Origin of the sequence: Ferrimonas gelatinilytica (assembly GCF_039544205.1) — a bacterium.
Classification (GTDB): domain Bacteria; phylum Pseudomonadota; class Gammaproteobacteria; order Enterobacterales; family Shewanellaceae; genus Ferrimonas; species Ferrimonas gelatinilytica.
Genome location: NZ_BAABLF010000028.1, coordinates 1 through 23,201 on the forward strand (window position 1 = coordinate 1; position 23,201 = coordinate 23,201).

A 23,201-nucleotide genomic window follows, 5' to 3' on the forward strand; every position below is an offset into this window, starting at 1 on the left:
ACTAGGACGTTGATAGGCAGGGTGTGTAAGCGTTGTGAGGCGTTGAGCTAACCTGTACTAATGACCCGTGAGGCTTAACCATACAACACCCAAGTGGTTTTGTAGCTGGATATCAAAGCCTTGTAAGAATTGCGAGAAAGACCTTCGTTGTAAGGCAGCTTATTTCAAATTGACGTTTTTTGCTTGGTGGCAATAGCGCTGTGGCCCCACCCGAACCCATGCCGAACTCGGAAGTGAAACGCAGTTGCGCCGATGGTAGTGTGGGAGTTCCCATGTGAGAGTAGGTCACCGCCAAGCACCTATTAAAATGCACCGAATTAGCTCGTTGCATGATGCAGATGCATCACCCAGTTTTGTCTGGTGACAATAGCGCTGTGGCCCCACCCGATCCCATGCCGAACTCGGAAGTGAAACGCAGTTGCGCCGATGGTAGTGTGGGAGTTCCCATGTGAGAGTAGGTCATCGCCAGACACATATTTAGAAAAAGCCCCACATCTTCGGATGTGGGGCTTTTTCGTGTTCGCTAGCCCTGCATTTCACAGGTTGGCTAGGACTATTGCGATAGGCACTCTTTTAATGCCCACTGCCAGCACTTCTGTATCCAGTAAGACAGTCTTGGCCTATTTGTCCGAATCTATTAGCTTCTCTGAGAATCATCAGGTAAGGAGTGAGATCTATTACCGAATCCAGTGACTGCCGAGCGAGCCTTGTTGATACAAGACTGGGGCCAGCAGGAGCCGCGTATGGTGCTAAGTTGAGGCCCCGGTGGCTCAGGTGCTATTTAAGACGCGAATCTAAACCTGGTACTTCTGAGTCCCAATTCCTTTGGTTCTGGTAGCGCAGTGCAATGGTGAACAAGGCAGTGGCAGGGGAAGTAACGCGGTAGTTTTTTACAGCAGCAGATTGGCTAGATGGCGAAGAACAGTATGGGTGAGTTTGGGCATTACTCGGTGCCTGAGCGGGAGCTGTAAATACGAGAGAGCCCATCAGAAGCTGATGGACTCTTGGAGACTTGAGTGGGCTTTGCGGTGTTGAAAGTTGGCGCGACTATCTACCAACATTGTGCCGGCGTTTTATTGTCGTTTTGATCGACACTTAATGTTGCACAACTTATTGACCCTTCACTGTCCTGAGCTTGGTTTCCGCGAGCCGATGCACTCAGTGTATACGTTGCTGCGGCGGCATTAGTTAGTGTGAAGGTATAGTGTGCTGTATTACTGGAGACCAGCGTTGATGCGTCCACGGCGGTGCAATCGGAAGGTCGTTGTCCATATTGACTGCAGCTTATACGATATTCCTCCAGCATGAGCTGAGCGCTCATTAAGGCTTCTTTGGCTTCTGAACGCGTCGCTTTACGGACGTAGCTCTGATAGGAAGGAACCGCGATAGTGGCCAAAATGGCTAAAACGACGGTAACGATCATGAGCTCAATCAACGTCATTCCCTGGCTATGTTTCATCAACCTTTGCATGGCTATTTCCCTGTTTAAGTGATCGGCCCCTTAGGGCTAAACTACAATGCTCTGATAAAACAGTTTATCCTGTTACTCTAATGGTTGTCGCTCTCAAAAGGATCTGAACGTGCGAAATCGGACTTCAACATGCCGCCCCTACTGGCAGCACGGTTTGACATTGGTGGAGCTTTTGATCGCTGTCACCATTCTAGCCATCGTTCTCGCGGTTGCCTTGCCCTCCTTCCAGAGCTTCGCGCAAAGTATACGCCTACGTGGCGCTGCATTTGGTTTTCTTGAAACCGTACATCAAGCGCGCACTGAGGCGATTAAACGGGATCTCCCCGAGGTTTCAATCAAGTTTCTGAATACCGGTGGTAACTGGTGTTATCGCGTAACGGATACGCCGAATGCCTGTGTCAGTTGCGATTTTTCTGATCAGGTAAATCGTTGTGATGTGGCAGGTGATGGCGTTATCAAAGGCGATGACGCTGGTAATTATGTCGGTCTCGCATTTCAGCCGACCTATGTGGATGGGGTCCTGACTTTATCCAATCGGCGGGGCACTATGGAAGCCGGGAACGTGGCTTTCTCAATTGGAACGGATAAGCAGGTACAGGTTAAGACGTCAGGGGTGGGGCGTGTCCGTATCTGTGTTCCTAATGGCTATGACGGAATATTTGGGGTAGAGGGATGCTAATGAAGGCTAGGAAGCCTCAACGAGGATTTACCCTGGTAGAGCTGATGGTGTCAGTAACTTTAGGGTTATTGATCCTCTCAGCAATGCTGGCATTTTTTTCATCGAACCTGCGTGCTAATAGTACGACACTTGAGCTGTCTCGCCTGAATCAGGAGCTGCAGACGGTGATGAACATGATGGCTCGAGATATTCGTCGGGCGGGGTACCGCGGTGATGCACTTGAGAATAGAGATATCGGCGACAGGTCGTTCATGTTCATTCCCGCAGAAGAGACTGCTGACGGAACAGGCTGGGTGCATCGACATCTCTCGGGCTTAAGTGGCACTGATGCCAACGGAGGGCCGTACCAGTGCATCGTGTTGATGGCAGACCTGGATAATGACGGTACGGTAACTCCCAGTGAAGATATATCTGGTTATCGCCTATCCGGCACTTTGGTGAATGTGGGACGTTGGTCGAGTGTTGACCCGACATGTGATAACGGCATCTGGGAAGCGTTAACCAGCAATGATCTTGAGATCACCCAGTTAGATTTTTTACTGGATCCTGCCCTGGAGCTCGGAACCTCACGCCTGATTCAATCCGTCGAAGTGGTTTTGACTGGCAATGTTGCCAGTCGTCCAGAGTTGAGCCTGACATTGCGTCAGCGGGTACGACTTAGAAATAACATCTATTAAGTAAGGGACGATATGCGAAGCAAGGAGAGCCAAGGGTTTGCCACGGTAGGGGTAACGCTTTTGCTTCTGCTGATGTTGGCAGCAGTGACCCTCTACGCCGGCAAGGTATTGTTGATTGAAAAACGTATCTCTGCCAACGAACAGCAATATGCGACAGCTTTTGCCCATGCAGAGGCCGGTTTGGATGCTGCGGGGCAGATGTTCATTGCCGATATTGCCGGTACCTGTGACAGAACCGAGTTGCTCAGCCTCCCAGTGCCCGCAGGTAGCCCCGCGGTGGATGTGACGGTTGAATGGGTTTGCACTGATGGAACCTCTCCGGTCGTGATCAGCTCAACTTACAGTAATAGCGATGGGGCGTCCGCAACGGTGTCCGAAGCCTTTGCTCGTTCCGCACTGTTTTCGATTGGGCAACCGGCTCCGGTCACTATGGCAACAGCGGCAATGATTAACGGCAACCTGCACTTGGGGGTGAACCCCAATGGCGGCGGGCGAGGCGTGCCGCTTTCACTCTGGACCGGTGGGACCGATGACTTTACCGGCTCTGCGTCAACCTGCCCGGTTGAGGATTTTGGTTGGGCGGGCGGCACCTGTAGCAGCGCCAATCACATCTACACGGAACGAGCCGGGAACTCGGTGTCGGGAGGCCAGGATATGGTGCTCAATGATCCCAACTTCCCTGAAGATCTCTTCGAATACACCTTCGGTATCGCCAGCGACAACTGGCAGCAGATTTATCATCGCGGTGCGACCAAAATCACCGACTGCTCGGATACCAGCCAGCTCAGTGCTGCCAGCACGGGTATTTTTGTTTACGAGGGGACCGCTGAGTGCGTCATCAATAATGCCGGCTCAGCGGATGCGCCAGTCATCCTGTTGGTGGTGGACGCGGACGCCAAACTGAATACCGGTGATGTCTATGGTGTGGTGTTTAACTTTGATTCCGATGTGACAGATGCCCTTTCACCGCGGCTTTTCTTGACGGGGGACGGTAAGGTCCAGGGCGCGGTCATGACTAACAGCCTGACCCCAGTGAATATCAATGGTGTCGCGGGTGTGGCATGGAACCCTAACGTCTTTGATGCGTTTGAGGAAGATCCAGACGGGGTTTTCCGACCTTTGGCTCGGGTTGCAGGAAGCTGGAAAGATTTCTAAAGGAGATTCGGGCATGACAACAAGACGATATAGCCAGGGCTTTGGCCTGATAGAAATTCTTGTCGCGGTATTGATCATTGGGCTGGGTGTCGTGGCTCTGACCACACTGCAGGGCAAGTTTATTAAGAGCAGCGCGGCAACCAGTCAACGCGAAGTGGCTCTGAAACTGGCGCAAGCCAAGGTCGATGATCTGCGCAGTTTTACATACATAAAACCAGAAGAGGAAGATGTCCCTCTTTCTGAGCGTAAGGACTTTGCTTTTGGTGAGATCATCGATGATCAAGGCGGACGTGCAAGCGAACTGGGGGCCGGAACCGGCATCAGGTTTGAAAATCACTCCTTTTCACTGGGCTGGTCGGTCACCGATTACAAACTTGAAGGCGGGACCTTTATACCCACTACAGCAGCTGATGATGTCATCGCGCGAAAGCACGTCGTCGTAAAGGTGGGTTGGACCACGGCCACTGGTAATGAAGAGACCATCTCGCTGTCACATACCCTTGCCCCTACGGCGCCTGACACTGGAACAGCAGTCTCCGGTGGGGATGCCGGATTTGGCGGCCCCGGCCCCACTGTGATGCACCAGGATGCAGAGGCGCCGGATGTTATCGATTTCATTCTGGATGATGGAACCGGCACCAAGCGGGAAACCTCCAAGCCGATCCCCTCCATCAGCAGCCGGGATGGCATTGTGCTGGTGCAGTTTGACTCGGTGAACTTCATCAACAGTGATTCCCAGGGCAAGGTGACCCAAGAGGATTACATGACCGTTGGCTGTAACTGCAGGCTGGCCCCGGATGGGCAAAAAAAGGATGCAGAAAACCCGGTTCAGCTGGAGTGGTTCGATGGTGAGGTGATGTTTACCCGAATCGGCTTGTCCAACAAGCTTTATGGCACCTATACCCCGCCAAGCGGCGCAACGGTGACCCCTCAGATGGCCAAGCTGTGCAATCGCTGCTGTGAGGATCACTTCGATGCAGGCACGCTTACTGACAATGGGGCCGATAGGTTGGAGAAGCACTACAGCTACGATAAGAATCGCTGGAGTTCTGTTCGATATAAGCGGAATGAGCTTGGTGTTTTTGTTGCTGCTACGCCGAACGAAGATTTCCTTGCTGCCTGTCGTATGCAGCGCATCGACGGGTTTTACCGGCTTATGCCGGATTGGCAGCAGGTGCACGTTGAACTGATGACGCGTAGCTATCTGGAGAACGAAGGGGTGGTCGAGCAGTACCAGAAGTTGGTGACCGACAGTGGCGGCATTTTGCGCAGGTTTGCCTCTTCGGCTACGAACTACCGGGATGCGCCGGCCAGCTTCGAATTTACCAGCTATCCCAGTGGGGTAACCAGCTTTCCGCAAAACCAAGTCTACCTGGACCCGAACAGCGGCCGCAGCCAACTCCTGGCCCGCTCCATCTACGTGGATCCCCTGGAGAGCTACCCGGAAAGTGTCAGTGAGATGTCGCTGCTCAGTTATCCGTTCCACGAGGTCAATGCCACCTTGCTGTCGGACTGGGCGCTCTATAGCTGTGGGTCTCAAGCGTACGATCCCAGTATTCCTCTAAACGGCTGTATACGCTGCGAGGAGGATGGGTTTGGTATTGCTAAGTGCGGCAACGTTAACCTGACCAATGAGCCGGTCGCCAGTGGCCAAGGCATGGGTTCAAATGATTATTATTCAGATTATTTTAGCCGTGGAGAGTTGAGTTATCAGACCTCAGCGACTGGAAACTATGTGGTTGAACTCACTACGAGGATGGCTAACTCCAGTCTGACGGGGCTAGGTGCGGTCTCCCCATACGATAGCCTTACCTTGCGTCGTCGCTACCTTGCGGTGAGCTTCGATGAGGCACCGGCGGATACCATCAATATTGGGGGCTGGATCCAATGTATCGCCTACAAAGCGACGGGGACGAATAACTGGCCCAGTTGCGGTCAAGGGCAGTTTGATGTCACGGTGTCGCTCTCTGACGGCACTATTTGCCCGGTTCAACCCAAGTTGCAGGGGCAGCAAACTCCCGCCTTCTCCTGTAACGTCCCGATGACTTGGTTGGACGATGATGCGAACGCTATTGTGTTTACCAATAACAAGGGTGATGTCCTCGCCACCTTCGCCCCCGAGATTAACGCAGCGTTGGTCAGGGATATGACAGAGGTTGAGCGTATCGAAAACTGCGTTGCGATGATCGTGAATGGTGAAGGGCAGACGGCGCCGAATGTGTGTGGTATTTGATAACGCACGCAAGCGGGGTGAATGCAGGTAAGTGATCGAGACAGTGATGACGCACTGTTTTACAATGCGAGCACTCCGCAGTCTGGATCTAATTCGATGAGTAAGCAGTTCACCCTCGCCCTGGCCCAGAGAAATTTTGTGGTCGGGGCCATTGAAGGCAATGGCGAGACCATTTGCCAGGACATTGAGCGCGCCCGTCAAGCGGGCGCCGATCTCGTACTTTTCTCTGAGTTGGCGGTGACCGGCTACCCGCCGGAAGATCTGCTTTTGCGCTCCGACTTGATGACCCGGGTGGATGCGGTGCTGGCCGAGATCCAGGCGGCATCGACGGATATCGCGGTGGTGGTGGGGCATCCGGTTCAGGATGAGAGCGGCGCGCTCTATAACGCCGCCTCCGTCTTTGAGAATGGTGAACGGCTGGCCCTGGCCCGAAAACAGAAACTGCCCAATTACCGAGTCTTCGACGAGGAGCGCTACTTTGAGGAAGGGGAGGAGACCTGTATGGTCACCGTCCGCGGCCACAAGTTGGCGATCCTCATCTGCGAAGATATCTGGCATACCGAGCCTGTCCAGCAAGCCCAGGGCGCGGAGATCCTGCTTACTCTCAACGCCTCCCCCTTCGACATGACCAAGTTGGACGAACGCCTGAACGTGCTGGAGGCGTGCAGCGCCGAGTCTGATGCTGCCGTGGTTTACCTTAACCAGGTTGGCGGCCAGGATGAACTGGTCTTTGATGGGCACTCGATGGTGGTGGACGCCGCTGGTCGGGTGACCCAGGAACTGCCCCAGTTCGAAGAGTCTTTCGCGTTGGTGCATTTCGTGGATGGTCAGCCGCAACCCGCGAAACGGGCTGCTTTGCCGAGCGTCGAAGCCCAGGTCTATAACGCCCTGGTGATGTCGGTTCGGGATTACATTACCAAGAACGGTTTCCCGGGGGCGGTACTGGGTCTGTCCGGCGGTATCGACTCGGCCCTGACTCTGGCGATCGCCGCCGATGCCATCGGCGCTGACAAGGTTCGGGCGGTGATGATGCCCTATCGCTACACCTCCTCCATGAGCCTGGAGGACGCGGAAGCGGAAGCTCGGGCTCTTGGGGTGGAATACGATGTGGCACCCATTGAACCTATGTTCGACGGTTTTCTTTCGGCCCTCTCCCCCATGTTCGAGGGTAAGCCTCGTGACACGACGGAAGAGAACCTGCAGGCACGGATCCGCGGTGTTTTTCTGATGGCACTCTCCAATAAGAGTGGCCGTTTGCTGCTAACGACCGGTAATAAGAGCGAGATGGCGGTGGGTTACTGCACCCTCTATGGTGACATGTGCGGCGGCTTTGCGGTCATCAAAGATCTGCCCAAACAGTGGGTGTATCGCTTGTCGGTTTACCGCAATTCGGTGTCACCGGTTATCCCGGAGCGGGTAATCACGCGTCCACCATCGGCGGAACTGGCTCCGGATCAAGTGGATCAAGACAGCCTGCCCCCCTACGACGTTTTGGATGACATTCTGGAACGTTACGTGGAGCGGGACGAGAGTGTGGCGCAGATGGTCGCTGCCGGACATCAAGAGGCGGATGTGCGGCGGGTGGTGCGTCTCACTGACATTAATGAATACAAACGGCGTCAGGCGGCGGTGGGGCCTCGGGTCACGCCTCGTGCGTTTGGCAAGGATCGACGCTATCCCATCACCTCTGGGTTTGGCCGAACTAACTGGTAAGAGAAGACGATGAAAAAACTGGAAGCGATCATCAAACCCTTCAAGCTCGATGATGTCCGTGAAGCCCTGGGCGAGATTGGCATCAGCGGGATGACGGTACAGGAAGTGAAAGGCTTTGGCCGGCAGAAGGGGCACACAGAGCTCTATCGCGGGGCCGAGTACATGGTGGACTTTCTGCCCAAGGTCAAACTGGAGATCGTGGTGGCGGATGACTTGGTGGAGCAGGCCATCGAGGCGATTATCGATACCGCCCGAACCGGCAAGATCGGTGACGGAAAAATCTTTGTGACCGACATCGCCCGGGTGATCCGCATTCGCACCGGCGAGGAGAACGAGGAAGCTATCTGACCTTAAAACGGCAGTTTCCTCTGATACAGGCGCCTTAGGGCGCCTTTTCTGTTTCTGCTCGCCCCGACCCATTTGCGGCTTAACGAATGGGAGGAGATCCACTGCCATCGTAACGTTTTGTCTTATGCGGTGAAGACTTATAATGAGCCGACACTTTTAAGGGGAAGATTATGAGCAGCCAGGTTAACGCCCTTTCTATCAAGGCGTTGCGAAAAACCTACGACGGCGGTGTTGAGGCACTGAAAGGGATCGACCTCACCGTGCAGCAGGGGGACTTCTTCGCCCTCCTTGGCCCCAACGGCGCCGGAAAATCCACCACCATTGGCATCATCAGTGCCCTGGTCAACAAGACCCAGGGAGAGGTGAGCGTATTTGGCCACAGCATCGATACGGCGCTCAACGCGGCCAAAAAGTGCATCGGCCTCGTCCCGCAGGAGTTTAACTTCAACCAGTTCGAAACCGTTCTCCAGATCGTGGTCAACCAAGCAGGCTACTACGGAGTGCCCCGTTCCGAGGCGCTGGTTCGGGCCGAAAAGTACCTGGGACAGCTGGACCTGTGGGAGAAGCGGGATGCCAGGGCCCGGGAATTATCCGGCGGCATGAAGCGGCGATTGATGATCGCCCGCGCCCTGATGCACGAGCCCAAGCTGCTGATCCTGGATGAGCCCACCGCTGGTGTGGATATCGAGATCCGCCGCTCCATGTGGCGCTTCCTGAAACAGATCAATCAGGAAGGGGTGACCATCATTCTGACCACCCACTACCTGGAGGAGGCGGAGATGCTGTGCAGGAATATTGGCATCATCGACAAGGGGTTGCTGGTGGAGTGCACCAGTATGAAATCACTGCTTGCCAAACTGCATATCGAAACCTTTATGCTCGATCTCAAGCCCGGTAGCGGTGAGGTTCGCCTCGAGGGGGTTGAATGGCGTCGACTGGACGACAACACCCTGGAGGTCGACGTGGAAAAGAGTGCCAGCCTCAATGGGGTATTTGCCCAACTGACGGAGCAGGGGGTCGAGGTCCAATCGATGCGCAACAAGGCGAATCGACTGGAGGAGTTGTTCGTGTCCCTGGTCGAGAATGGCCGTCAGCGGAAGGAGGTTAAATGAGTCACCCCTATTGGATCGCCTTTACCAGCCTGGTTCGTAAAGAGGTTACCCGGTTCAGCCGGATCTGGGTGCAGACCCTAGTTCCCCCGGCAATCACCATGACCCTCTACTTCCTGATCTTCGGCAATCTCATCGGCTCCCGAATTGGCCAGATGGGGGGATTCAGTTACATGGAGTTCATCATGCCGGGCTTGATCATGATGTCAGTGATCACTAACTCCTACGCCAACGTGGCCAGCTCCTTCTTCAGTGCCAAGTTCCAGCGCAACATCGAAGAACTGCTGGTCGCGCCGGTGCCCAATATCTTGATCATCCTGGGGTACGTGGCCGGCGGTGTTGCACGGGGGCTCTGCGTCGGAGCGATTGTCACCCTGGTGGGGCTGTTCTTTGTTGATATTCAGATCCACAACTTGCCGGTGCTGCTGCTGACGCTGCTGATGACCTCGACCGCGTTTGCCCTGGGGGGACTCATTAACGCCGTCTTTGCCAAGACCTTCGATGACATCAGCATCATCCCGACCTTTGTGTTGACGCCACTGACCTATCTGGGGGGGGTGTTCTACTCCATCAGCTTGCTGCCGGAACTCTGGCAGGGGATCTCCCAGCTTAACCCGGTGGTCTACACCATCAACGCCTTCCGTTACGGCTTCCTTGGTTACAGCGATGTCAGCCTGGCCCTCTCCCTGTCGGTTCTGACCGCACTCATTGTGGCCCTGGGCGCCGTCGCCTATACCTTGATTGACCGAGGCATAGGATTAAGGCACTGATGAGCAGCGGCGACTCAAGGGTTATACAGTCCAACCAGACAGGGATCCACGATAACCTGCTGGCGACGGTTCGACGGCACCTGAAGCATCCTTTCCAGGCTCCCTATGCCGAACACAGCCTGGCACTGTTCGAGGAGCTGAAAGCCTGGAGGGAGGCCGATGGTCGTCCCCTGGTACTGGACTCCTGCTGCGGGGTCGGTGAGTCAACCGCGAACCTGGCCAGGATGCACCCGGAGGCCCTGGTGCTGGGACTGGATAAGTCGGCGGCCCGGATCAGCAAGCATGACTCTTACAACAGTGGGTTGGAGAACTATCGTGTTGCCCGGGGAAATTTAAACGACCTCTGGCGGCTCATGGTTGAAGATGGATGGGCACCAACCCATCACTACATCCTTTATCCCAATCCCTGGCCCAAGTCCTCGCATCTGCAGCGACGCTGGCACGGTGGGCCTCTATTTCCCTCCATCCTGGCGCTGGGGGGGCAGCTGGAACTCAGATCCAACTGGCAGCTCTACCTTGAGGAGTTTTCGGCGGCTCTGGCGGAGGCTGGCCACCGCGGGACCTGTGAGCCCCTGCCGGAGGCACCACCGTTGACCCCTTTCGAGCGAAAATATGGTCAGTCTGGTCAGGCACTCTTTCGGCTTCGCTGTCGGCTTCCTACTTCGGGTTAGGCTTTCGGCGACGACACCCTGCTATGTGACAATAAAAAAACGGGCCAAACGGCCCGTTTTTCAATGGGTGTGCCAAACGGCCGGAGTCCTACTCCTCTTTGAGCCTATGCTCTGCCGCCTCTTCCAGAAGGTCGACCAGCTGTTGCCCCAGCCGACCTTCCCGCCAGTTCTGCTGGTGCTCCTGGGGCTGGTGGGTGGGCACTCCCTGTTTTTCATGCTCTGCCATATTACCTCCGTGGATGATCACTCATGATCCCAATTAATAACAGTCCAGACACAAAAGATCGAGAGCCAATGTAGATGAAAAATGGGCCGTAGGAGGGGGTATTTTTGTAATTGCTTTTTGTTCAAGCAGTTAACGTCTCAGCGAGATCTTAAAAACTGTCACTCTGATCCCCCGGACGCGCAGACTGATGCGCACGGCAGGTTCACCCAATGGATCTGAAGGTCGGTAGCAATGTTAGGCCTGTCGCTGCAGCTTCTCAAGGGCTGCTGGTCCACGGACAACTCTGATCGTATGCGTGCTCCATATCTGGGGCACAGTGCCAAGCGGAGGCGGTCATTGGGGAGTGAGAGCAGATCTTGCCGGTGGCACGCCAGCATTAGGGCTAAGGGCGTTCCCAAGAGCGCGACATGGTGTCGTCGTGGTGACACTTGTGGACAATTTGTCTCTCTTGCTCCCTTTGCTTTGTCATTACTTACGCCAATTTGGCTTTACTGCGACGCCTGGCTTGTTTTTGATCTGTTCCCGGCGTGGCGCGTGAGCCACTTTGTCCATTTTTGGGGCGGAACTTTGCCCTAGAGCACAGTGTTACAGGGGGACATTTTATAGAGTGGCGAGGTGATTGAATGATTGATTATCTCTAGGGGACGTTATGACAGGGCAGGCCATGGAAGTGGGCTTATCGGGACATTGGGGATCGCCTAACCAGGCGCGATTTCGCCAACGGGATCAGGTTCTAATTCGACTGGCTGAGCGGCTGATTGAACAGCAGGGATTGGTGTCGTTCCGCTTTTCCGAACTGGCGCCGCTGGCGGGCTGCAGTGCGGGTACCCTCTACAAACACTTTGCCAGTAAAGAGGATCTGCTTATTGCGATCTTCGCTCGGCAGGTCGAGGGACTGGTTGCGAGCCAGCCGCACTTCCTGAGTTGCTCACTAAGCCATGCCGAGTGCTGGATTGCCATGCACCTCTACGCCGTTATGGCCAGTCAGCAGGCGAATTGGTCTTTGGGGCTCAATACCCTGGGAGGGGCACCCCAGGTGCTGGAGAAGGCGAGCGATTTTCGCGTTCAGGAACTGAAAATGTACCTGACGCAGTTTTACAACACCATCCTGCGGGTTATCGAAGGGGCGCGGATCCAAGGAGAGCTGTGTGCCACGGATCAACAGGTGCAAACGGTGCATACCATGCTGAGCTATTTCCAGCGTGGAGCCGCCGGTACCCTGGAAAACCCTTTGATGGAGGATGCCGTCGCGGGACTGAGTGCCCGCCAGCTGTATGATGCCTTTGCGGTATTCATCAATACGCTGGAGTGGAAGCAACCACTGAGGGTGGACTCCTACAGTCGAATCATCGCGGCAGTGGAACTGCAGCTGAGTGAGCGCCAGGCCGAGCGTGAACTGCTGGCCGTGATCTAACCAGTGCGTCAACCTGTGACGGGCCCTTAGGGGCCCTTTTGCGTTGTGCGGACTGGGCTGTTTCTTTCCACGCTAATCTTTACGGCGTGGATTTGGTGCTGGGCAACAACAGAAAGCCCCGGCTCGAGTGAGCCGGGGCTTAAAATCTGGTGCAGATGGGGAGACTTGAACTCCCACGTCCGTAAGGACACTAGCACCTGAAGCTAGCGCGTCTACCAATTCCGCCACATCTGCAAATGTGGTGCACAAGGGGAGACTTGAACTCCCACGTCCGAAAGGACACTAGCACCTGAAGCTAGCGCGTCTACCAATTCCGCCACTTGTGCATAAAACTGTTTGCATACCACCATGAAAACATGGTGCAGAAGGGGAGACTTGAACTCCCACGTCCGTAAGGACACTAGCACCTGAAGCTAGCGCGTCTACCAATTCCGCCACTTCTGCTCGGTATGTCTTTGTCTCAACGATGGTGCAGATGGGGAGACTTGAACTCCCACGTCCGTGAGGACACTAGCACCTGAAGCTAGCGCGTCTACCAATTCCGCCACATCTGCGTCGTATTCATCGTTGGTACGGAGGCGCATTATAGGGAGATTCTGATGCCGGTCAACACTCGCAGAGGAAATTATTTTTTGTCTGCGTAGATTTTGAACTTGTTGTCCTGCCCGATGATATTGACGCGGCCAAAAGCGCGATCCAGGTCTTCTCCATAGGGGAGATGCTGGTTGGCGACGATGATCAACTGGCCTCCCGGTGCCAGGGCGTTGGCCGCATCTTGAATGAAGCGGCGGGCTACGTCGAAGCTCTGATCCCGCCCCTGGTGAAAGGGGGGATTGGAGACGATCAGGTCAAACTTGCCGGTGACCTTGGCTAAGCCATTCGAGGCGAGCACACGGCCCCGGCACCCGTTGAGACGGAGGCTCTCTTCGGCAGCCTTCAGGGCCAGCGCACTGACATCGACCAGGGTTAAATCGATCTTTGGGTTTCTTCGGGCGAGAAAGGCGCCGATGATGCCGTCGCCGCAGCCAAAGTCCAGAACACGTCCCTGAGGAAGTTGGGGCAGGTGCGCCAGTAACAAGCGGGTACCTTGATCCAGGGTGCCATGTCCAAATACGCCGGGAAGAGAGGCCAGGGGCAGCGTGCCATCCGGTGTCGTAACGTCATGGTGTAGCCACCATGGATTCGTCTCCCAGGGCTGAGTCTCAAGATTGTGTCCCTGCAGCAGCTGACAGTGGGCTCCGGATGCCACTTTATTTGGTGGCGTGACCCAACGGGCCAGAGCCTTCCCTGCCGAGCGGATCCCCCCCTTGTTGTCGCCCACCCAGTAGATTGGGGCTTCTGGCGGCAGCTGTGAGGCCGCCATGGCGGTGAGGTAGAGCAGCTCTGCCTTGGACTTGGGTAGCCGTATCAAGGCGGCATCGAAGGGGGGGAGGGACAGGGCCTCAAGATCCGCGCCGAAGTGTCTGTGGATCTGGGATGGAAGCAGACTGTCCAGAGCTTCGTAGGTAAGCAGGTCACTGCTTAACAAGGTGACGCGACAATCTTGTTTCGCGATCAGCGTCGGTAACTCATCACTGTCCGGATTGAGAATAAGGAGACTCTGGCCCGCAAAAAGGTCCAGGTTTTTGGCCACTAGGCGGCTGGGATTCGTGAGTGCCATGGGATGTCATAAGGTGCTGGTGTGATGCCCATTATACGTGGAACGGGGATAAGTTGACCTACACTTATCTCGCATTGGGGTAATAAGTTGAAATTAGCGGTGCGGGGCCTCTGGCTTTTGTTTTCCAGTCACGGCCTGTTCGGTATGAAGTGACACTGGATGGGTGACATAACGAAAAGGGAGTTTCTGGTGATTCCTAGGACACATTGGCACTCCGGTCTTTTGGTGCTGACCTTGTTGTCAGCGCTGGTGGTGGAAGCGGAGCCGGGTAAGGTGGAAGGGGTTCAAGTGATCGCTCATGACGGCGCCCCCGTTGGAACCCTGAGCCAACAGGATCTGCGTGCGATTTTTTCCATGAAGCAGAAGTTCTGGCCGGATGGTTCGGCGATTAACGTGTTTGTGCTGAATCCCCGGCATCCCATACACGAGCAGTTTTGCCGAAACAAGTTGCAGTTGCTGCCGTTTCAATTGGATCGGGCGTGGGAGCGACAGGTGTATTCCGGTATCGGCAAACGCCCTGTGGTGGTGCTGACCTACGGCCAGATGCTGCGGCAGGTAGCCCAGACTCCCGGCGCCATCGGTTACCTGCCCAGCGATGTGGAAACGACGGCGTTTCCGGTGTCAGTGCGACCCTGAGCCGCAGGCCAAGGTAGGCGCGAATTGCCATGGTGTGGTGTTTGGGCCAAAGCCAGAAGAGCCCGGTGTTTAAAAGGTCGGGTAGACAGGATGGTCGTCGTAGGGCGAGCGCGAAGGAGGAGAGGCGGTGTTGATAGGAACAAGGTGTGAGCGCCTTAGGCTGGGTTTGAACCTGCTCCTCACCAGATTGTCCGGTGAAACGGGACGGAAACTGTGCAGCGCCAGAGTTGGCAACGATGATGCGTGCCACCACGGAGCCATATCCCGCAGCTGGGTCGGTAACCTGCTGGCGAGGGCGCGGCGATGAAACTCCCCTTGGGTCGTTTTTTCTTTAGCATGCGCTGGCAATACATTCTCTCGGTGGTGTTGATGCTGACCACGGTAAGCGTGGTGATCGGAAGCTTGGGGATCCGCCGCTTCGATCAACAGCTGGAGAAGGTGCTCAATACCCAGCGAGACAACTTCCATCGGGACTATCGAATCCGGCTGGCTGCAGAGCAGGAGCACTTGATCAGCTTCAGTCAGGAGTTGCACCTGATGATGGGCGATGAGCAGCATCAGCTTCGGCGCTCGGTGATGGAGAAGATCTTGTCGCAAAGCTGGAGTGACTTTGAGCTGTTCTGGGGCCTCAATGGACTCAGGCTTTATGATGCCTCTTCTCAAACGGTTCTCGATTACGGTCGCCTCCCGGATATCGATCGCCCCTGGCTTGAGAGCAGCCGGCTTACCGGAGAACCCGTGAGCAGGGTGCGTTGCGAAAGGGTTTGCGAGATCGATGTGGCGGTGCCGGTGCTGGTTGACGGTGAGATCAGCCAACTGGTGTTGAGCATGGGTTTTGAAAAGATCCTGGCGCAGCTGGTTGAGAACCACAGGACCGAATTGGCGATGCTTTCCCGCCCCGGCAGCGCGCCGCAGGGCCCGTGGCAAAGAGAACTCCTCAGCCTGACCAACCGCACGTTTTCCATGCCCTTCCTGACCCAGGCATCCCAGCAGTTTTCCATCGAAGACTCCGAGCGGTCGGCCATTCAGGTTGAATTGGCCCAGCAGCAGTGGGCCTTCTTCAGTTGGCCCATTGCGGACACCGGTGAGCGTCTACTGATGTTTCATAACATCGATGAGCTGGTTCAGAGTGAACAGGCCTTCATCAAAGATTTGCTAGGGATCCTGTTGATGGCGATGCTGATGGCGGGGGCCGTAGGTGCTTCGCTGTTTTGGCGTCCCTTGGGTCGATTGCGCGGATTGGGTCAGGCATTGCCCTTGCTGGCACAGAGCCGTTTCGATGAGTTACGTCAGCGCCTGCAGCGCAACCGAGGCCATCTCCGAGACGAATTGACACTGCTGGAGTCCGCGACTCTGGATGTTGCCAGCCAGCTTGAGCGGCTGGAGAGCGACGTGGAGCGCTACACCAACGAACTACAACGGATGGCGATGATGGATGCCCTGACCGGCTTGCCCAACCGCGCCATGTTCCATCATGAGCTGTCCAAGGCCCTGGGCAGTATCGGCCGGACGGAGGAGCAGATCGCGCTGCTGTTTCTGGACCTGGATGAGTTCAAGCGCGTTAACGACAGCCTGGGGCACGACGTGGGGGATCAACTGTTAAAGACGGTGGCCAGCCGATTGCAGAAAAGCGTCCGCAGCATGGATACCGTTTGCCGTCTGGGTGGGGATGAGTTTACCGTCATCGTACGAGGCGTCGACTCCGAGAAGAATATCCACCGTATCATCCATCAGATATTCACCAGTTTGCAGCAACCCCTGCAACTGGGCCGACATACCCTCATCATCACCACCAGCATCGGCGTGGTCTTTTGCGACAACCCGATGGCGCGTCCGGAAGAGTTGCTTAAGCGGGCTGACCTGGCGATGTACCAGGCGAAGCAGGCGGGGCGCAGCAACTACCGGGTATTCAATGAACAGATGCTGGAGAGTGCATCTCGAAAGCTGATGCTGGAGCAGGAGATCCGGACCGCCTTGCAGGAAAAGCAGCTGTTCATGGTGCTGCAGCCGGTGCTGGCCCTGGCGGAGAACCGGGTGGTGGGTTTTGAAACCCTGGTGCGATGGCGGCACCCCAGTCGCGGAGTGCTGCTGCCGGAGGAGTTTATCCGGGATATCGAGGGCACGGAGCAGGGCATCGCGATGGGGTACTTCGTCATCGAGGCCAGTTTACAGTTGCTGGAGCGGGTAAGCCGGATCCTGGACAATGATCAGTTTTACATCGCCCTCAACTTATCGCCCACTCAGTATCTGCACCTGGACTTGATTGGATTCCTGCAGCGTCAACTGGAGCAGCGCCAGATCAATCCGGCCCGGGTCGTGCTGGAGCTCACCGAGGAAGTGTTGATAAAAAACCTCGATAAGGCGATGAAGATCATGCATCAGATCAAGGCGATGGGCTTGCAGATCGCCATCGATGATTTTGGTACCGGCTACTCCTCCCTAAGCTATCTCAAGCAACTGCCGTTTGACATCCTCAAGGTCGATCGGGGCTTCGTTTCTGAACTGGATAACTCCGATGTGGATAGGAACATTGTCACCAGCGTGATCGACCTGGCCCATAACCTACGGCGGGTGGTGGTGGCAGAAGGGGTCGAGAGCCATGACCAGCGTCAGTTTTTGCTCAAGGCGCACTGTGACTGTGTCCAGGGAGATCTCTATTCGGCGCCCATGGATGATGGCGAGATGCTGCGCTACCTGGCCCAGTTGGGGCCGGATCTGGTGTGGCGGGATGAGGAGCGTCTGCTGGGGCGTCAGGCCCGTTAGGAAGGGAGGCCCTGTCGAGTCCTGCTGTAACGAAGGGGGAATCCCCTCATCAAATCGGGCCGCCCAGTGGGCGGCCCGAACTCTGTCAGCGCAGGTGCTTTTCGATGGCATCCATCAAGAGTGCGCTGATGTTGGTGCCGAAGGCGGCATCGATCTCGCGTACGCAAGTGGGGCTGGTGACGTTCACTTCCGTGAGCCGGTCTCCGATGACGTCGAGCCCGACAAAGATCAATCCGCGTTTTTTCAGCTCCGGTGCCACCGAACGGGCGATCGCCCAGTCACTCTCGCTCAGCGGCCGGGCTTCCCCCCGCCCACCGGCGGCCAGGTTGCCCCGGGTCTCTCCCCCTTGCGGGATCCGGGCCAGGCAGTAGGGAACCGGTTCCCCATCCACCATCAGGATCCGCTTGTCCCCATCGCGGATGTCGGGAATGAACTTCTGCACCATGGTGAACACCTGGCCATGTTGGGTCAGGGTTTCGATGATCACTCCCAGGTTATCGCCATCGGCTTTGACCCGGAAGATGGAGGCGCCACCCATGCCGTCCAGCGGTTTGATGATGATGTCGCCATGCTCGCGGTGAAACGCGCGGATCTGGGCGGGACTGCGACTGACCAGGGTCGTTGGGGTGTGTTCGGCAAACCAGGCGGTAAACAGCTTTTCGTTGCAGTCCCGAAGGCTCTGGGGCTTGTTGACGATCAGCGTTCCCTGCTCCTCGGCCCGCTCCAGCAGGTAGGTGGCATAGATATACTCGGTATCGAAGGGAGGATCCTTTCGCATCAGGATCACGTCCAGATCCGCCAGGGGATGGTCAGCCGCTTCGCCCAGGGTAAACCACTGCTGCGGGTTCTCCTCGACCTGGAGCGGCCGCATGGAGGCGCGGGCCTCGCCCTGCAACAGGTAGAGATCCGCCATCTCCATGTAGTGCAGTTCATAGCCACGCTGCTGTGCTTCCAACAGAAAAGCAAAGCTGGTGTCTTTTTTGATGTTGATGCTGCTGATGGGGTCCATCACGATACCCAGCTTGATCATCGAAAGCTCCTTATCCGAGGTCGCCGAAGCGGACCTGCAAAGCGGTAATGGCGGTCAGGGCTGCGGTTTCAGTACGCAGCACCCTTGGGCCTAACAGAATATCAGTAAACCCCTGTGCGGCGGCAGCCTCGATCTCACCGGGAGAGAGGCCCCCCTCCGGGCCGATCAGCAGCCGCAGGGTGGTGACAGGCTCCGGCAGGGTATTGATGCTGTAGCGGGCACGGGGGTGGAGGTTCAGCTTAAGGCCGTCAAATGGCTCTGCCAGCCAGGGTTCCAGCTTCATCACCGGCCGGACTTCGGGCACCCGGTTGCGGCCACACTGCTCGCAGGCGGCGATGGCCACTTTCTGCCACTGATGGATCTTCTTATCCAGCCGATCGCCGCTGAGTTTAACCCCGCAGCGCTCAGACCACAGCGGTGTGATGCTGGCGACCCCGAGCTCGACCGCCTTCTGGATGGTGAACTCCATTTTGTCGCCCCGGGAGATCACCTGTCCCAGGTGCAAACTCAGGGGAGACTCCGAGTCCTGGCTTTCGCGTTGTTCGATTCGAACCAAAACCTGCTTCTTGCCGGCCTCGGTGATGGTGGCGGGAAACTGGTCTCCCTCGCCGTTGAAGAGGATCAGCGCCTGACCGGCCTGCATCCTCAGTACCCGGCCGACATGGTTGGCGCCATCGTCGTCCAGAGCCAGGGTTTGACCGACCTCAAGGGGGCCGGGTTGGTAAATTCTTGGAATGCGCATGCTTGACTCTTCACTCATCGCACTGTGTAGCGATGTAGGGGTTGGGCCAGCCCTGGTGCTCGGCAACCAAATGGTGGCGGCGGCACTCGGCGGCGTCTGCGGGGTACATTGTATGCCAGGCGCGATAGAGTTTCTCCTGGCTATCGGACAGCGCCAGTCGATAGTGCTCGGCCATGTAGAGGTAGGCGCGGGCAATGGGGCCCCGGCTGGACTGCGGCGGTTGGGCACGTCGGCCCTTGAAGTCCACCAGCATCTCGCACTGGCCATACTGGCTTGAGGTGTCGCCCCAGACGGAAAAGCGGTAGTTGGAACGGTCGCCGTTCACCTCCCCGATGGCCGGGTAGAGGTTGTGAAGATCCGCCTCCATGCGGCGAAATTCCGGGTCTTTCTGGCACTGGCTGCGCCCGCCCTGTTGCCAGCATTGGCGCAGGTGACCAAACTGCCAGGCGGGCATCACGTGCTCCCACTCTATTCGGCCGGCGCGGCGGGGCTGTTTGCGCACCTGGTATCCGCAGGCGGCGAGGTCCGGCACCAGCTTGCCATCTTCCGCGTCAAAGGGGCACTGACAGTAGAGGGTCTGGGAGGTCAACGGCCCCTGGTAGAGCTGGCCCAGGATCCGTTTCGACTGGGAGAAGCGTTCCGGTGTGGCCTGGGCGGTGCCGATGAGGGCACACCAGAGGGGGAGAAGGAGTAACAGTCGCATGGGAACTCGTTTTAGAAGAGTGGATAAAGGCGGTTATTCGGTTGGGGTCAGGGGGCCCTGGCAGCGCCGGCAGTGATACTGGGCCTGGCCGCGCTGCACCCGGTTGTGCCGGCGCAGGGTCAGGGCATGCCGTTGGCAAAGGCAACGATATGGGAAGGTTTTGGGCGCCACACTGCTGACATCGAAGGCGTGTCGGGTGCGGGCGGGTTGTTCAAACACGTTGGTCATCAGCGCTTGCCACTCCCTCCCGTGGGGGCGAACCCGGCCATAGAGGGTATGGGCCAGCAGGTGGGCGATCTCATGGGGGACCACCTCTGTGAGGAAGGGTTCGGGATTTTCGCTTAGCAGGACAGGATTGAATCTCAGTCGGTTTTGCAACGGATGGGCCACACCGGCGCTTTGGCCACGCAGTGTCAGGAGTACCTCGGGGCGGGCAAAAGGGCGCGCCAGTCGGGATTCCGCAAGGCGGTAACACTGCTCGATGCGCGCCAGCAGCGCGGGTTGTTGGGGGTGGGAGGTATTCATCGTGCTCTCGGGGCGGAAACTCGGTGTGCTTTGCTTTGCTTTGCTGTGCTGGGTCTGGAAGGGTCGCCAGTATAAGGGGTTACTGGTGGGTGTCCATGGCCATGCCGTCAGGGCATGGCCATGGGCAGATCAGAGCGCGGTGACGGCGTGTTTGAGCATCGCCTCGAGTTGCTCAACGATGGCACGGTTTTGCTGCTCGTCGTAGCCCTGGATTTTAGGGGTATGGATATGGCCCACAGGTACCGGGCTCTCCAGCAGCTGCTTCAGCAGGAGACTGCGATAGCTGATCTCGTTGGAGAGGTAACCGCCCCCGGAGCCGGCGACCGAAGTGGCATCCCGCAAAGAGAGGAGGCTTCGGGCCTCCCTGTCACCCTGCCGAGTGGTGACCTGGCGGTTATCGCGAATCTCGTAGCGCCCCGTGGCCTTCTGTAACTGGGCGACCGGCAGGCTGAACTCGAGAAACTCAGGGCCATTGAGATCGGTACCGTTCAGTGTCGGCGGCAGGGGCTGGGTCTTGCTGGCCCCGGTAACGACGTTGAGGTTATCGCCGGCCTCGGCACTGCGGTTGCGTCCGGGGAAGCGCTCAAGATCGAAGCCATCCCGTCCCATGGAGACGGTGACCACCATATCGACCCGGCGATCCCGCAGGTAGGGGGTCAGCAGGGATTCGATCAGGCCCTGGTCGAAATCGGCAAAGCGAACCGGGATCAGCACGGTTTCAACCTGCACCTTCCGACCGTCGACCTGCCAGCGCTGGCCGTCTAGCGCCAGGGCGGCAAGACCGGAAGGGTTGGACTGGTCGATGTGGTCATCCAGGCGGAAGGGATCGAAGCCGGTGAGCAGTATCTTGATATCACTGTCGTCGTCAAAGTGGATGTCGCTCATTCCCCTGGACGCCTTCTCCAGCGTGCTGAGCATGATCTCGCGCTGCCAGGGCACGATCGCAAATCCAGGGTCTGATTGCTTCAGGCGGGTCCGCGCCGCCAGGCGGTTCCAGTAGAGGGCGCGGTCATCGAAAAATCCGCCCTGGACGTCTTCGACGGCGGCGCGCCAAAGGGCGCTGGCATCTTCGGCCACTTTTCGGGTCGCGGTCAGTTCGCCGTCATCGGCGCGGTAACGTTGGATCAGTTGATCCACCTGCGCCTCATAACGCTGGGTCAGCGGTCCCATCGTCTCCTGGGCCCTCTCCAGGCGCAATTCCTCGGTGTCCAGCGGGGCGGCCATTATGGCGCCGCTCACTAAGCTCATGGCCAGTCCCCATCCCAGCTTGTTCATGGCGATCCTCCTTGGGTTCTCAATTAGGCTACAAGGTACTGAGTTCTTGCGGTCTCGGCAAAAAAAGTTCTTTAGGTTGCAATAACCTATCGATATTTAACCAGTGATGATTTCAATGCCGGCTTCACGACGTCCAATTGCTAAGCTGGGCGCCCTGACCCATTGATTGAGGGCGGCCATGATTGATGTTGGCACCCCAGACTATGTTGCTGCGCGCCGGGCGCTGACCCTAGGGGCGCTGCTGGTGTTTGGTAATCTCTACCTGCTCCAGCCCCTGCTTCCCACCTTGACCGAGACCTTCTCGGTGAGTGCCAGTGAGGCCAACTGGGCCCATGCCGGTGTGTTTCTCGGACTTGCCCTGGCGCTGCTGCCTTGGGCCGTATTGTCGGAGCGGGTAGGGCGTTACCGGGTGATCTGTCTTAGCCTGATGGCGATCCCGCCGGTCGGTGCCCTCGGCGCGATGGCGGATTCGCTATGGGCCCTGGTGGTCGCACGGGTAGTGCTGGGTGGGGTGCTGGCGGGCTTTACCGCCGTAGCGGTGGCCTACATGGCCGAGGAGTTTTCGCCTTCGGCCCTAGCGCTGGCGGTGGGGGGATTCGTGGCGGCGAACTCCGTGGGTGGGATCCTCAGCCGGCTTGTCGGCGGTGCCCTGGGGCAGTGGCTGGGGTGGCAGGGGATGCTGCTGACTAGCTCGGCGGTGGGGGTTCTGGTGGTGCTGGGCGCCTTGCGTTGGCTGCCGCAAGAGCGCGAGTTTCGACCCCATACCCCGGGGTGGATGCCGCTGTGGCGCGCTATCTTCGGCCACCTGATGGCGCCCCGGCTGGTGCTGGCGATGCTGTTGGGCGGGGTGAACTTTGCCCTGTTCGTGAATCAGTTCTCCGTGATGGGGTTTCGCCTGGTCGCGCCCCCGCATCAGCTGCCGGTGGCCGTCAGTGCCGGAATTTTCCTCTGCTACCTGACTGGCACCCTCACCTCGGCCCTTTCGGGTCTCTGGAGCCAGCGTTTTGGCCCCCTCTCCGGGATGGCCTTTGGCGTGTTATTGGCCCTATTTGGGTTAGTGTTGGCGAGACTGGAGACGTTGTGGGCCATCCTCCTCGGGCTGCTGCTGATCAGCGCCGGCGCCTTTTTGGTACATGCCCTGGCCTACGCCTGGGTGGGACGGGAGGCCCGGCAGGCGCGAGCGGGTGCCACCGCGCTCTACCTGGTGCACTACTACCTCGGCGGCAGTTTGGGCGGGTTCTGGTTGTTGTGGTGGTGGCAGGAGAGGGGTTGGGATGGGGTGATTCTCGGTTCGCTGGTGCTTTACCTGGTGATGCTGCTGCTGGTTTGGGGATTGAAACACAGTCTGGGGCCGAGCGTTGAACGGCCCGGAAAGAAAACGCCCGCGTAGGACGGGCGTTG

The 23,201-nt window shown here is 57.4% G+C and carries 21 protein-coding genes, 4 tRNA genes and 3 rRNA genes; 16 read left to right on the forward strand and 12 right to left on the reverse strand.

The window, feature by feature from the left end:
* The 3 genes from ABD997_RS13295 to rrf (ABD997_RS13305) form a co-directional block, all read left to right on the forward strand.
* A 23S ribosomal RNA gene (locus ABD997_RS13295) occupies positions 1 to 82 on the forward strand; the annotation flags it as partial.
* Between the two features lie 100 nt (positions 83 to 182).
* A 5S ribosomal RNA gene (rrf, locus tag ABD997_RS13300) occupies positions 183 to 297 on the forward strand.
* Between the two features lie 59 nt (positions 298 to 356).
* A 5S ribosomal RNA gene (gene rrf, locus ABD997_RS13305) occupies positions 357 to 471 on the forward strand.
* Positions 472 to 1,051: 580 nt separating this feature from the next.
* Here the strand turns inward: rrf (ABD997_RS13305) and ABD997_RS13310 are convergent.
* Positions 1,052 to 1,471: a type IV pilin protein gene (locus ABD997_RS13310; protein ID WP_345317602.1), complete on the reverse strand. Its 420-nt coding sequence runs from the start codon at positions 1,469 to 1,471 to the stop codon at positions 1,052 to 1,054.
* 109 nt (positions 1,472 to 1,580) lie between these two features.
* Between ABD997_RS13310 and ABD997_RS13315 the strand changes: the two genes are divergently transcribed.
* The 9 genes from ABD997_RS13315 to trmB all read left to right on the forward strand — a co-directional run bounded on the left by ABD997_RS13315 (position 1,581) and on the right by trmB (position 10,826).
* The gene (locus ABD997_RS13315; protein ID WP_345317603.1) at positions 1,581 to 2,150 is read left to right on the forward strand and encodes a GspH/FimT family pseudopilin; all 570 of its coding nucleotides are present in this window, start codon (positions 1,581 to 1,583) and stop codon (positions 2,148 to 2,150) included.
* Positions 2,150 to 2,827: a PilW family protein gene (locus ABD997_RS13320; protein ID WP_345317604.1), complete on the forward strand. Its 678-nt coding sequence runs from the start codon at positions 2,150 to 2,152 to the stop codon at positions 2,825 to 2,827. The genes ABD997_RS13315 and ABD997_RS13320 overlap by 1 nt, the downstream gene beginning before the upstream one ends.
* 12 nt (positions 2,828 to 2,839) lie before the next feature.
* Positions 2,840 to 3,982 (forward strand): PilX N-terminal domain-containing pilus assembly protein, encoded by a 1,143-nt coding sequence (locus tag ABD997_RS13325; RefSeq protein WP_345317605.1) that lies wholly within the window; start codon positions 2,840 to 2,842, stop codon positions 3,980 to 3,982.
* Between the two features lie 13 nt (positions 3,983 to 3,995).
* Positions 3,996 to 6,215, forward strand: coding sequence for a type IV pilus modification PilV family protein (locus ABD997_RS13330; protein ID WP_345317606.1), 2,220 nt, complete (start codon positions 3,996 to 3,998; stop codon positions 6,213 to 6,215).
* A 96-nt stretch (positions 6,216 to 6,311) separates the two neighbouring features.
* The gene (locus ABD997_RS13335) at positions 6,312 to 7,928 is read left to right on the forward strand and encodes an NAD+ synthase (protein ID WP_345317607.1); all 1,617 of its coding nucleotides are present in this window, start codon (positions 6,312 to 6,314) and stop codon (positions 7,926 to 7,928) included.
* Positions 7,929 to 7,937: 9 nt separating this feature from the next.
* Positions 7,938 to 8,276, forward strand: coding sequence for a nitrogen regulatory protein P-II (gene glnB / locus ABD997_RS13340; RefSeq protein ID WP_345317608.1), 339 nt, complete (start codon positions 7,938 to 7,940; stop codon positions 8,274 to 8,276).
* A 170-nt stretch (positions 8,277 to 8,446) separates the two neighbouring features.
* The gene (locus ABD997_RS13345; RefSeq protein ID WP_345317609.1) at positions 8,447 to 9,388 is read left to right on the forward strand and encodes an ABC transporter ATP-binding protein; all 942 of its coding nucleotides are present in this window, start codon (positions 8,447 to 8,449) and stop codon (positions 9,386 to 9,388) included.
* Entirely contained in the window at positions 9,385 to 10,155 is a 771-nt protein-coding gene (locus tag ABD997_RS13350) for an ABC transporter permease (protein ID WP_345317610.1), read from the forward strand. The genes ABD997_RS13345 and ABD997_RS13350 overlap by 4 nt, the downstream gene beginning before the upstream one ends.
* A complete protein-coding gene (gene trmB / locus ABD997_RS13355; RefSeq protein ID WP_345317611.1) occupies positions 10,155 to 10,826 on the forward strand; it encodes a tRNA (guanine(46)-N(7))-methyltransferase TrmB in 672 nt (223 codons plus the stop codon). The genes ABD997_RS13350 and trmB overlap by 1 nt, the downstream gene beginning before the upstream one ends.
* Before the next feature lie 88 nt (positions 10,827 to 10,914).
* Here the strand turns inward: trmB and ABD997_RS13360 are convergent, their stop codons facing one another.
* The gene (locus tag ABD997_RS13360) at positions 10,915 to 11,052 is read right to left on the reverse strand and encodes a hypothetical protein (protein WP_345317612.1); all 138 of its coding nucleotides are present in this window, start codon (positions 11,050 to 11,052) and stop codon (positions 10,915 to 10,917) included.
* Between the two features lie 649 nt (positions 11,053 to 11,701).
* Between ABD997_RS13360 and ABD997_RS13365 the strand changes: the two genes are divergently transcribed.
* A complete protein-coding gene (locus ABD997_RS13365; RefSeq protein WP_345317613.1) occupies positions 11,702 to 12,466 on the forward strand; it encodes a TetR/AcrR family transcriptional regulator in 765 nt (254 codons plus the stop codon).
* 147 nt (positions 12,467 to 12,613) lie between these two features.
* Here the strand turns inward: ABD997_RS13365 and ABD997_RS13370 are convergent.
* From ABD997_RS13370 to ABD997_RS13390, 5 genes are all read right to left on the reverse strand, one after another.
* Positions 12,614 to 12,700 (reverse strand) — tRNA-Leu (locus ABD997_RS13370).
* A 5-nt stretch (positions 12,701 to 12,705) separates the two neighbouring features.
* Positions 12,706 to 12,792 (reverse strand) — tRNA-Leu (locus ABD997_RS13375).
* Between the two features lie 31 nt (positions 12,793 to 12,823).
* Positions 12,824 to 12,910: transfer RNA gene (locus ABD997_RS13380), tRNA-Leu, on the reverse strand.
* A gap of 23 nt (positions 12,911 to 12,933) precedes the next feature.
* Positions 12,934 to 13,020, reverse strand: a tRNA-Leu gene (locus ABD997_RS13385).
* Positions 13,021 to 13,091: 71 nt separating this feature from the next.
* Entirely contained in the window at positions 13,092 to 14,126 is a 1,035-nt protein-coding gene (locus ABD997_RS13390; protein ID WP_345317614.1) for a methyltransferase, read from the reverse strand.
* Between the two features lie 189 nt (positions 14,127 to 14,315).
* On the opposite strand from ABD997_RS13390, the gene ABD997_RS13395 reads away from it, so the two are divergent.
* Positions 14,316 to 14,762 (forward strand): hypothetical protein, encoded by a 447-nt coding sequence (locus tag ABD997_RS13395; protein WP_345317615.1) that lies wholly within the window; start codon positions 14,316 to 14,318, stop codon positions 14,760 to 14,762.
* Between the two features lie 303 nt (positions 14,763 to 15,065).
* On the forward strand, positions 15,066 to 17,525 hold the full coding sequence (locus ABD997_RS13400; protein WP_345317616.1) for a putative bifunctional diguanylate cyclase/phosphodiesterase: 2,460 nt from the start codon (positions 15,066 to 15,068) through the stop codon (positions 17,523 to 17,525).
* A gap of 85 nt (positions 17,526 to 17,610) precedes the next feature.
* Here the strand turns inward: ABD997_RS13400 and gshB are convergent, their stop codons facing one another.
* The 5 genes from gshB to ABD997_RS13425 all read right to left on the reverse strand — a co-directional run bounded on the left by gshB (position 17,611) and on the right by ABD997_RS13425 (position 21,800).
* Positions 17,611 to 18,555: a glutathione synthase gene (gene gshB / locus ABD997_RS13405; protein ID WP_345317617.1), complete on the reverse strand. Its 945-nt coding sequence runs from the start codon at positions 18,553 to 18,555 to the stop codon at positions 17,611 to 17,613.
* Between the two features lie 10 nt (positions 18,556 to 18,565).
* Positions 18,566 to 19,297, reverse strand: coding sequence for a 16S rRNA (uracil(1498)-N(3))-methyltransferase (gene rsmE, locus ABD997_RS13410; protein WP_345317618.1), 732 nt, complete (start codon positions 19,295 to 19,297; stop codon positions 18,566 to 18,568).
* Positions 19,298 to 19,307: 10 nt separating this feature from the next.
* Positions 19,308 to 20,000 carry an endonuclease gene (locus ABD997_RS13415; RefSeq protein WP_345317619.1) on the reverse strand — a complete coding sequence of 231 codons (693 nt, stop codon included), beginning with the start codon at positions 19,998 to 20,000 and terminating at the stop codon, positions 19,308 to 19,310.
* Between the two features lie 33 nt (positions 20,001 to 20,033).
* On the reverse strand, positions 20,034 to 20,525 hold the full coding sequence (locus tag ABD997_RS13420) for a SprT family zinc-dependent metalloprotease (RefSeq protein WP_345317620.1): 492 nt from the start codon (positions 20,523 to 20,525) through the stop codon (positions 20,034 to 20,036).
* Positions 20,526 to 20,654: 129 nt separating this feature from the next.
* Positions 20,655 to 21,800: a pyroglutamyl-peptidase I gene (locus ABD997_RS13425; protein WP_345317621.1), complete on the reverse strand. Its 1,146-nt coding sequence runs from the start codon at positions 21,798 to 21,800 to the stop codon at positions 20,655 to 20,657.
* A gap of 178 nt (positions 21,801 to 21,978) precedes the next feature.
* On the opposite strand from ABD997_RS13425, the gene ABD997_RS13430 reads away from it, so the two are divergent.
* Positions 21,979 to 23,190: an MFS transporter gene (locus ABD997_RS13430; protein ID WP_345317622.1), complete on the forward strand. Its 1,212-nt coding sequence runs from the start codon at positions 21,979 to 21,981 to the stop codon at positions 23,188 to 23,190.
* The last annotated feature ends 11 nt before the right edge of the window (positions 23,191 to 23,201 follow it).

Bases quoted from the DNA above. Each gene is read 5' to 3' on its own strand.
- ABD997_RS13310 (WP_345317602.1), bottom strand. From the start codon at position 1,471: ATGCAAAGGTTGATGAAACATAGCCAGGGAATGACGTTGATTGAGCTC.
- ABD997_RS13320 (WP_345317604.1), top strand. From the start codon at position 2,150: ATGAAGGCTAGGAAGCCTCAACGAGGATTTACCCTGGTAGAGCTGATG.
- ABD997_RS13325 (WP_345317605.1), top strand. From the start codon at position 2,840: ATGCGAAGCAAGGAGAGCCAAGGGTTTGCCACGGTAGGGGTAACGCTT.
- ABD997_RS13330 (WP_345317606.1), top strand. From the start codon at position 3,996: ATGACAACAAGACGATATAGCCAGGGCTTTGGCCTGATAGAAATTCTT.
- ABD997_RS13335 (WP_345317607.1), top strand. From the start codon at position 6,312: ATGAGTAAGCAGTTCACCCTCGCCCTGGCCCAGAGAAATTTTGTGGTC.
- glnB (WP_345317608.1), top strand. From the start codon at position 7,938: ATGAAAAAACTGGAAGCGATCATCAAACCCTTCAAGCTCGATGATGTC.
- ABD997_RS13345 (WP_345317609.1), top strand. From the start codon at position 8,447: ATGAGCAGCCAGGTTAACGCCCTTTCTATCAAGGCGTTGCGAAAAACC.
- ABD997_RS13350 (WP_345317610.1), top strand. From the start codon at position 9,385: ATGAGTCACCCCTATTGGATCGCCTTTACCAGCCTGGTTCGTAAAGAG.
- trmB (WP_345317611.1), top strand. From the start codon at position 10,155: ATGAGCAGCGGCGACTCAAGGGTTATACAGTCCAACCAGACAGGGATC.
- ABD997_RS13360 (WP_345317612.1), bottom strand. From the start codon at position 11,052: ATGGCAGAGCATGAAAAACAGGGAGTGCCCACCCACCAGCCCCAGGAG.
- ABD997_RS13365 (WP_345317613.1), top strand. From the start codon at position 11,702: ATGACAGGGCAGGCCATGGAAGTGGGCTTATCGGGACATTGGGGATCG.
- ABD997_RS13390 (WP_345317614.1), bottom strand. From the start codon at position 14,126: ATGGCACTCACGAATCCCAGCCGCCTAGTGGCCAAAAACCTGGACCTT.
- ABD997_RS13400 (WP_345317616.1), top strand. From the start codon at position 15,066: ATGAAACTCCCCTTGGGTCGTTTTTTCTTTAGCATGCGCTGGCAATAC.
- gshB (WP_345317617.1), bottom strand. From the start codon at position 18,555: ATGATCAAGCTGGGTATCGTGATGGACCCCATCAGCAGCATCAACATC.
- rsmE (WP_345317618.1), bottom strand. From the start codon at position 19,297: ATGCGCATTCCAAGAATTTACCAACCCGGCCCCCTTGAGGTCGGTCAA.
- ABD997_RS13415 (WP_345317619.1), bottom strand. From the start codon at position 20,000: ATGCGACTGTTACTCCTTCTCCCCCTCTGGTGTGCCCTCATCGGCACC.
- ABD997_RS13420 (WP_345317620.1), bottom strand. From the start codon at position 20,525: ATGAATACCTCCCACCCCCAACAACCCGCGCTGCTGGCGCGCATCGAG.
- ABD997_RS13425 (WP_345317621.1), bottom strand. From the start codon at position 21,800: ATGAACAAGCTGGGATGGGGACTGGCCATGAGCTTAGTGAGCGGCGCC.
- ABD997_RS13430 (WP_345317622.1), top strand. From the start codon at position 21,979: ATGATTGATGTTGGCACCCCAGACTATGTTGCTGCGCGCCGGGCGCTG.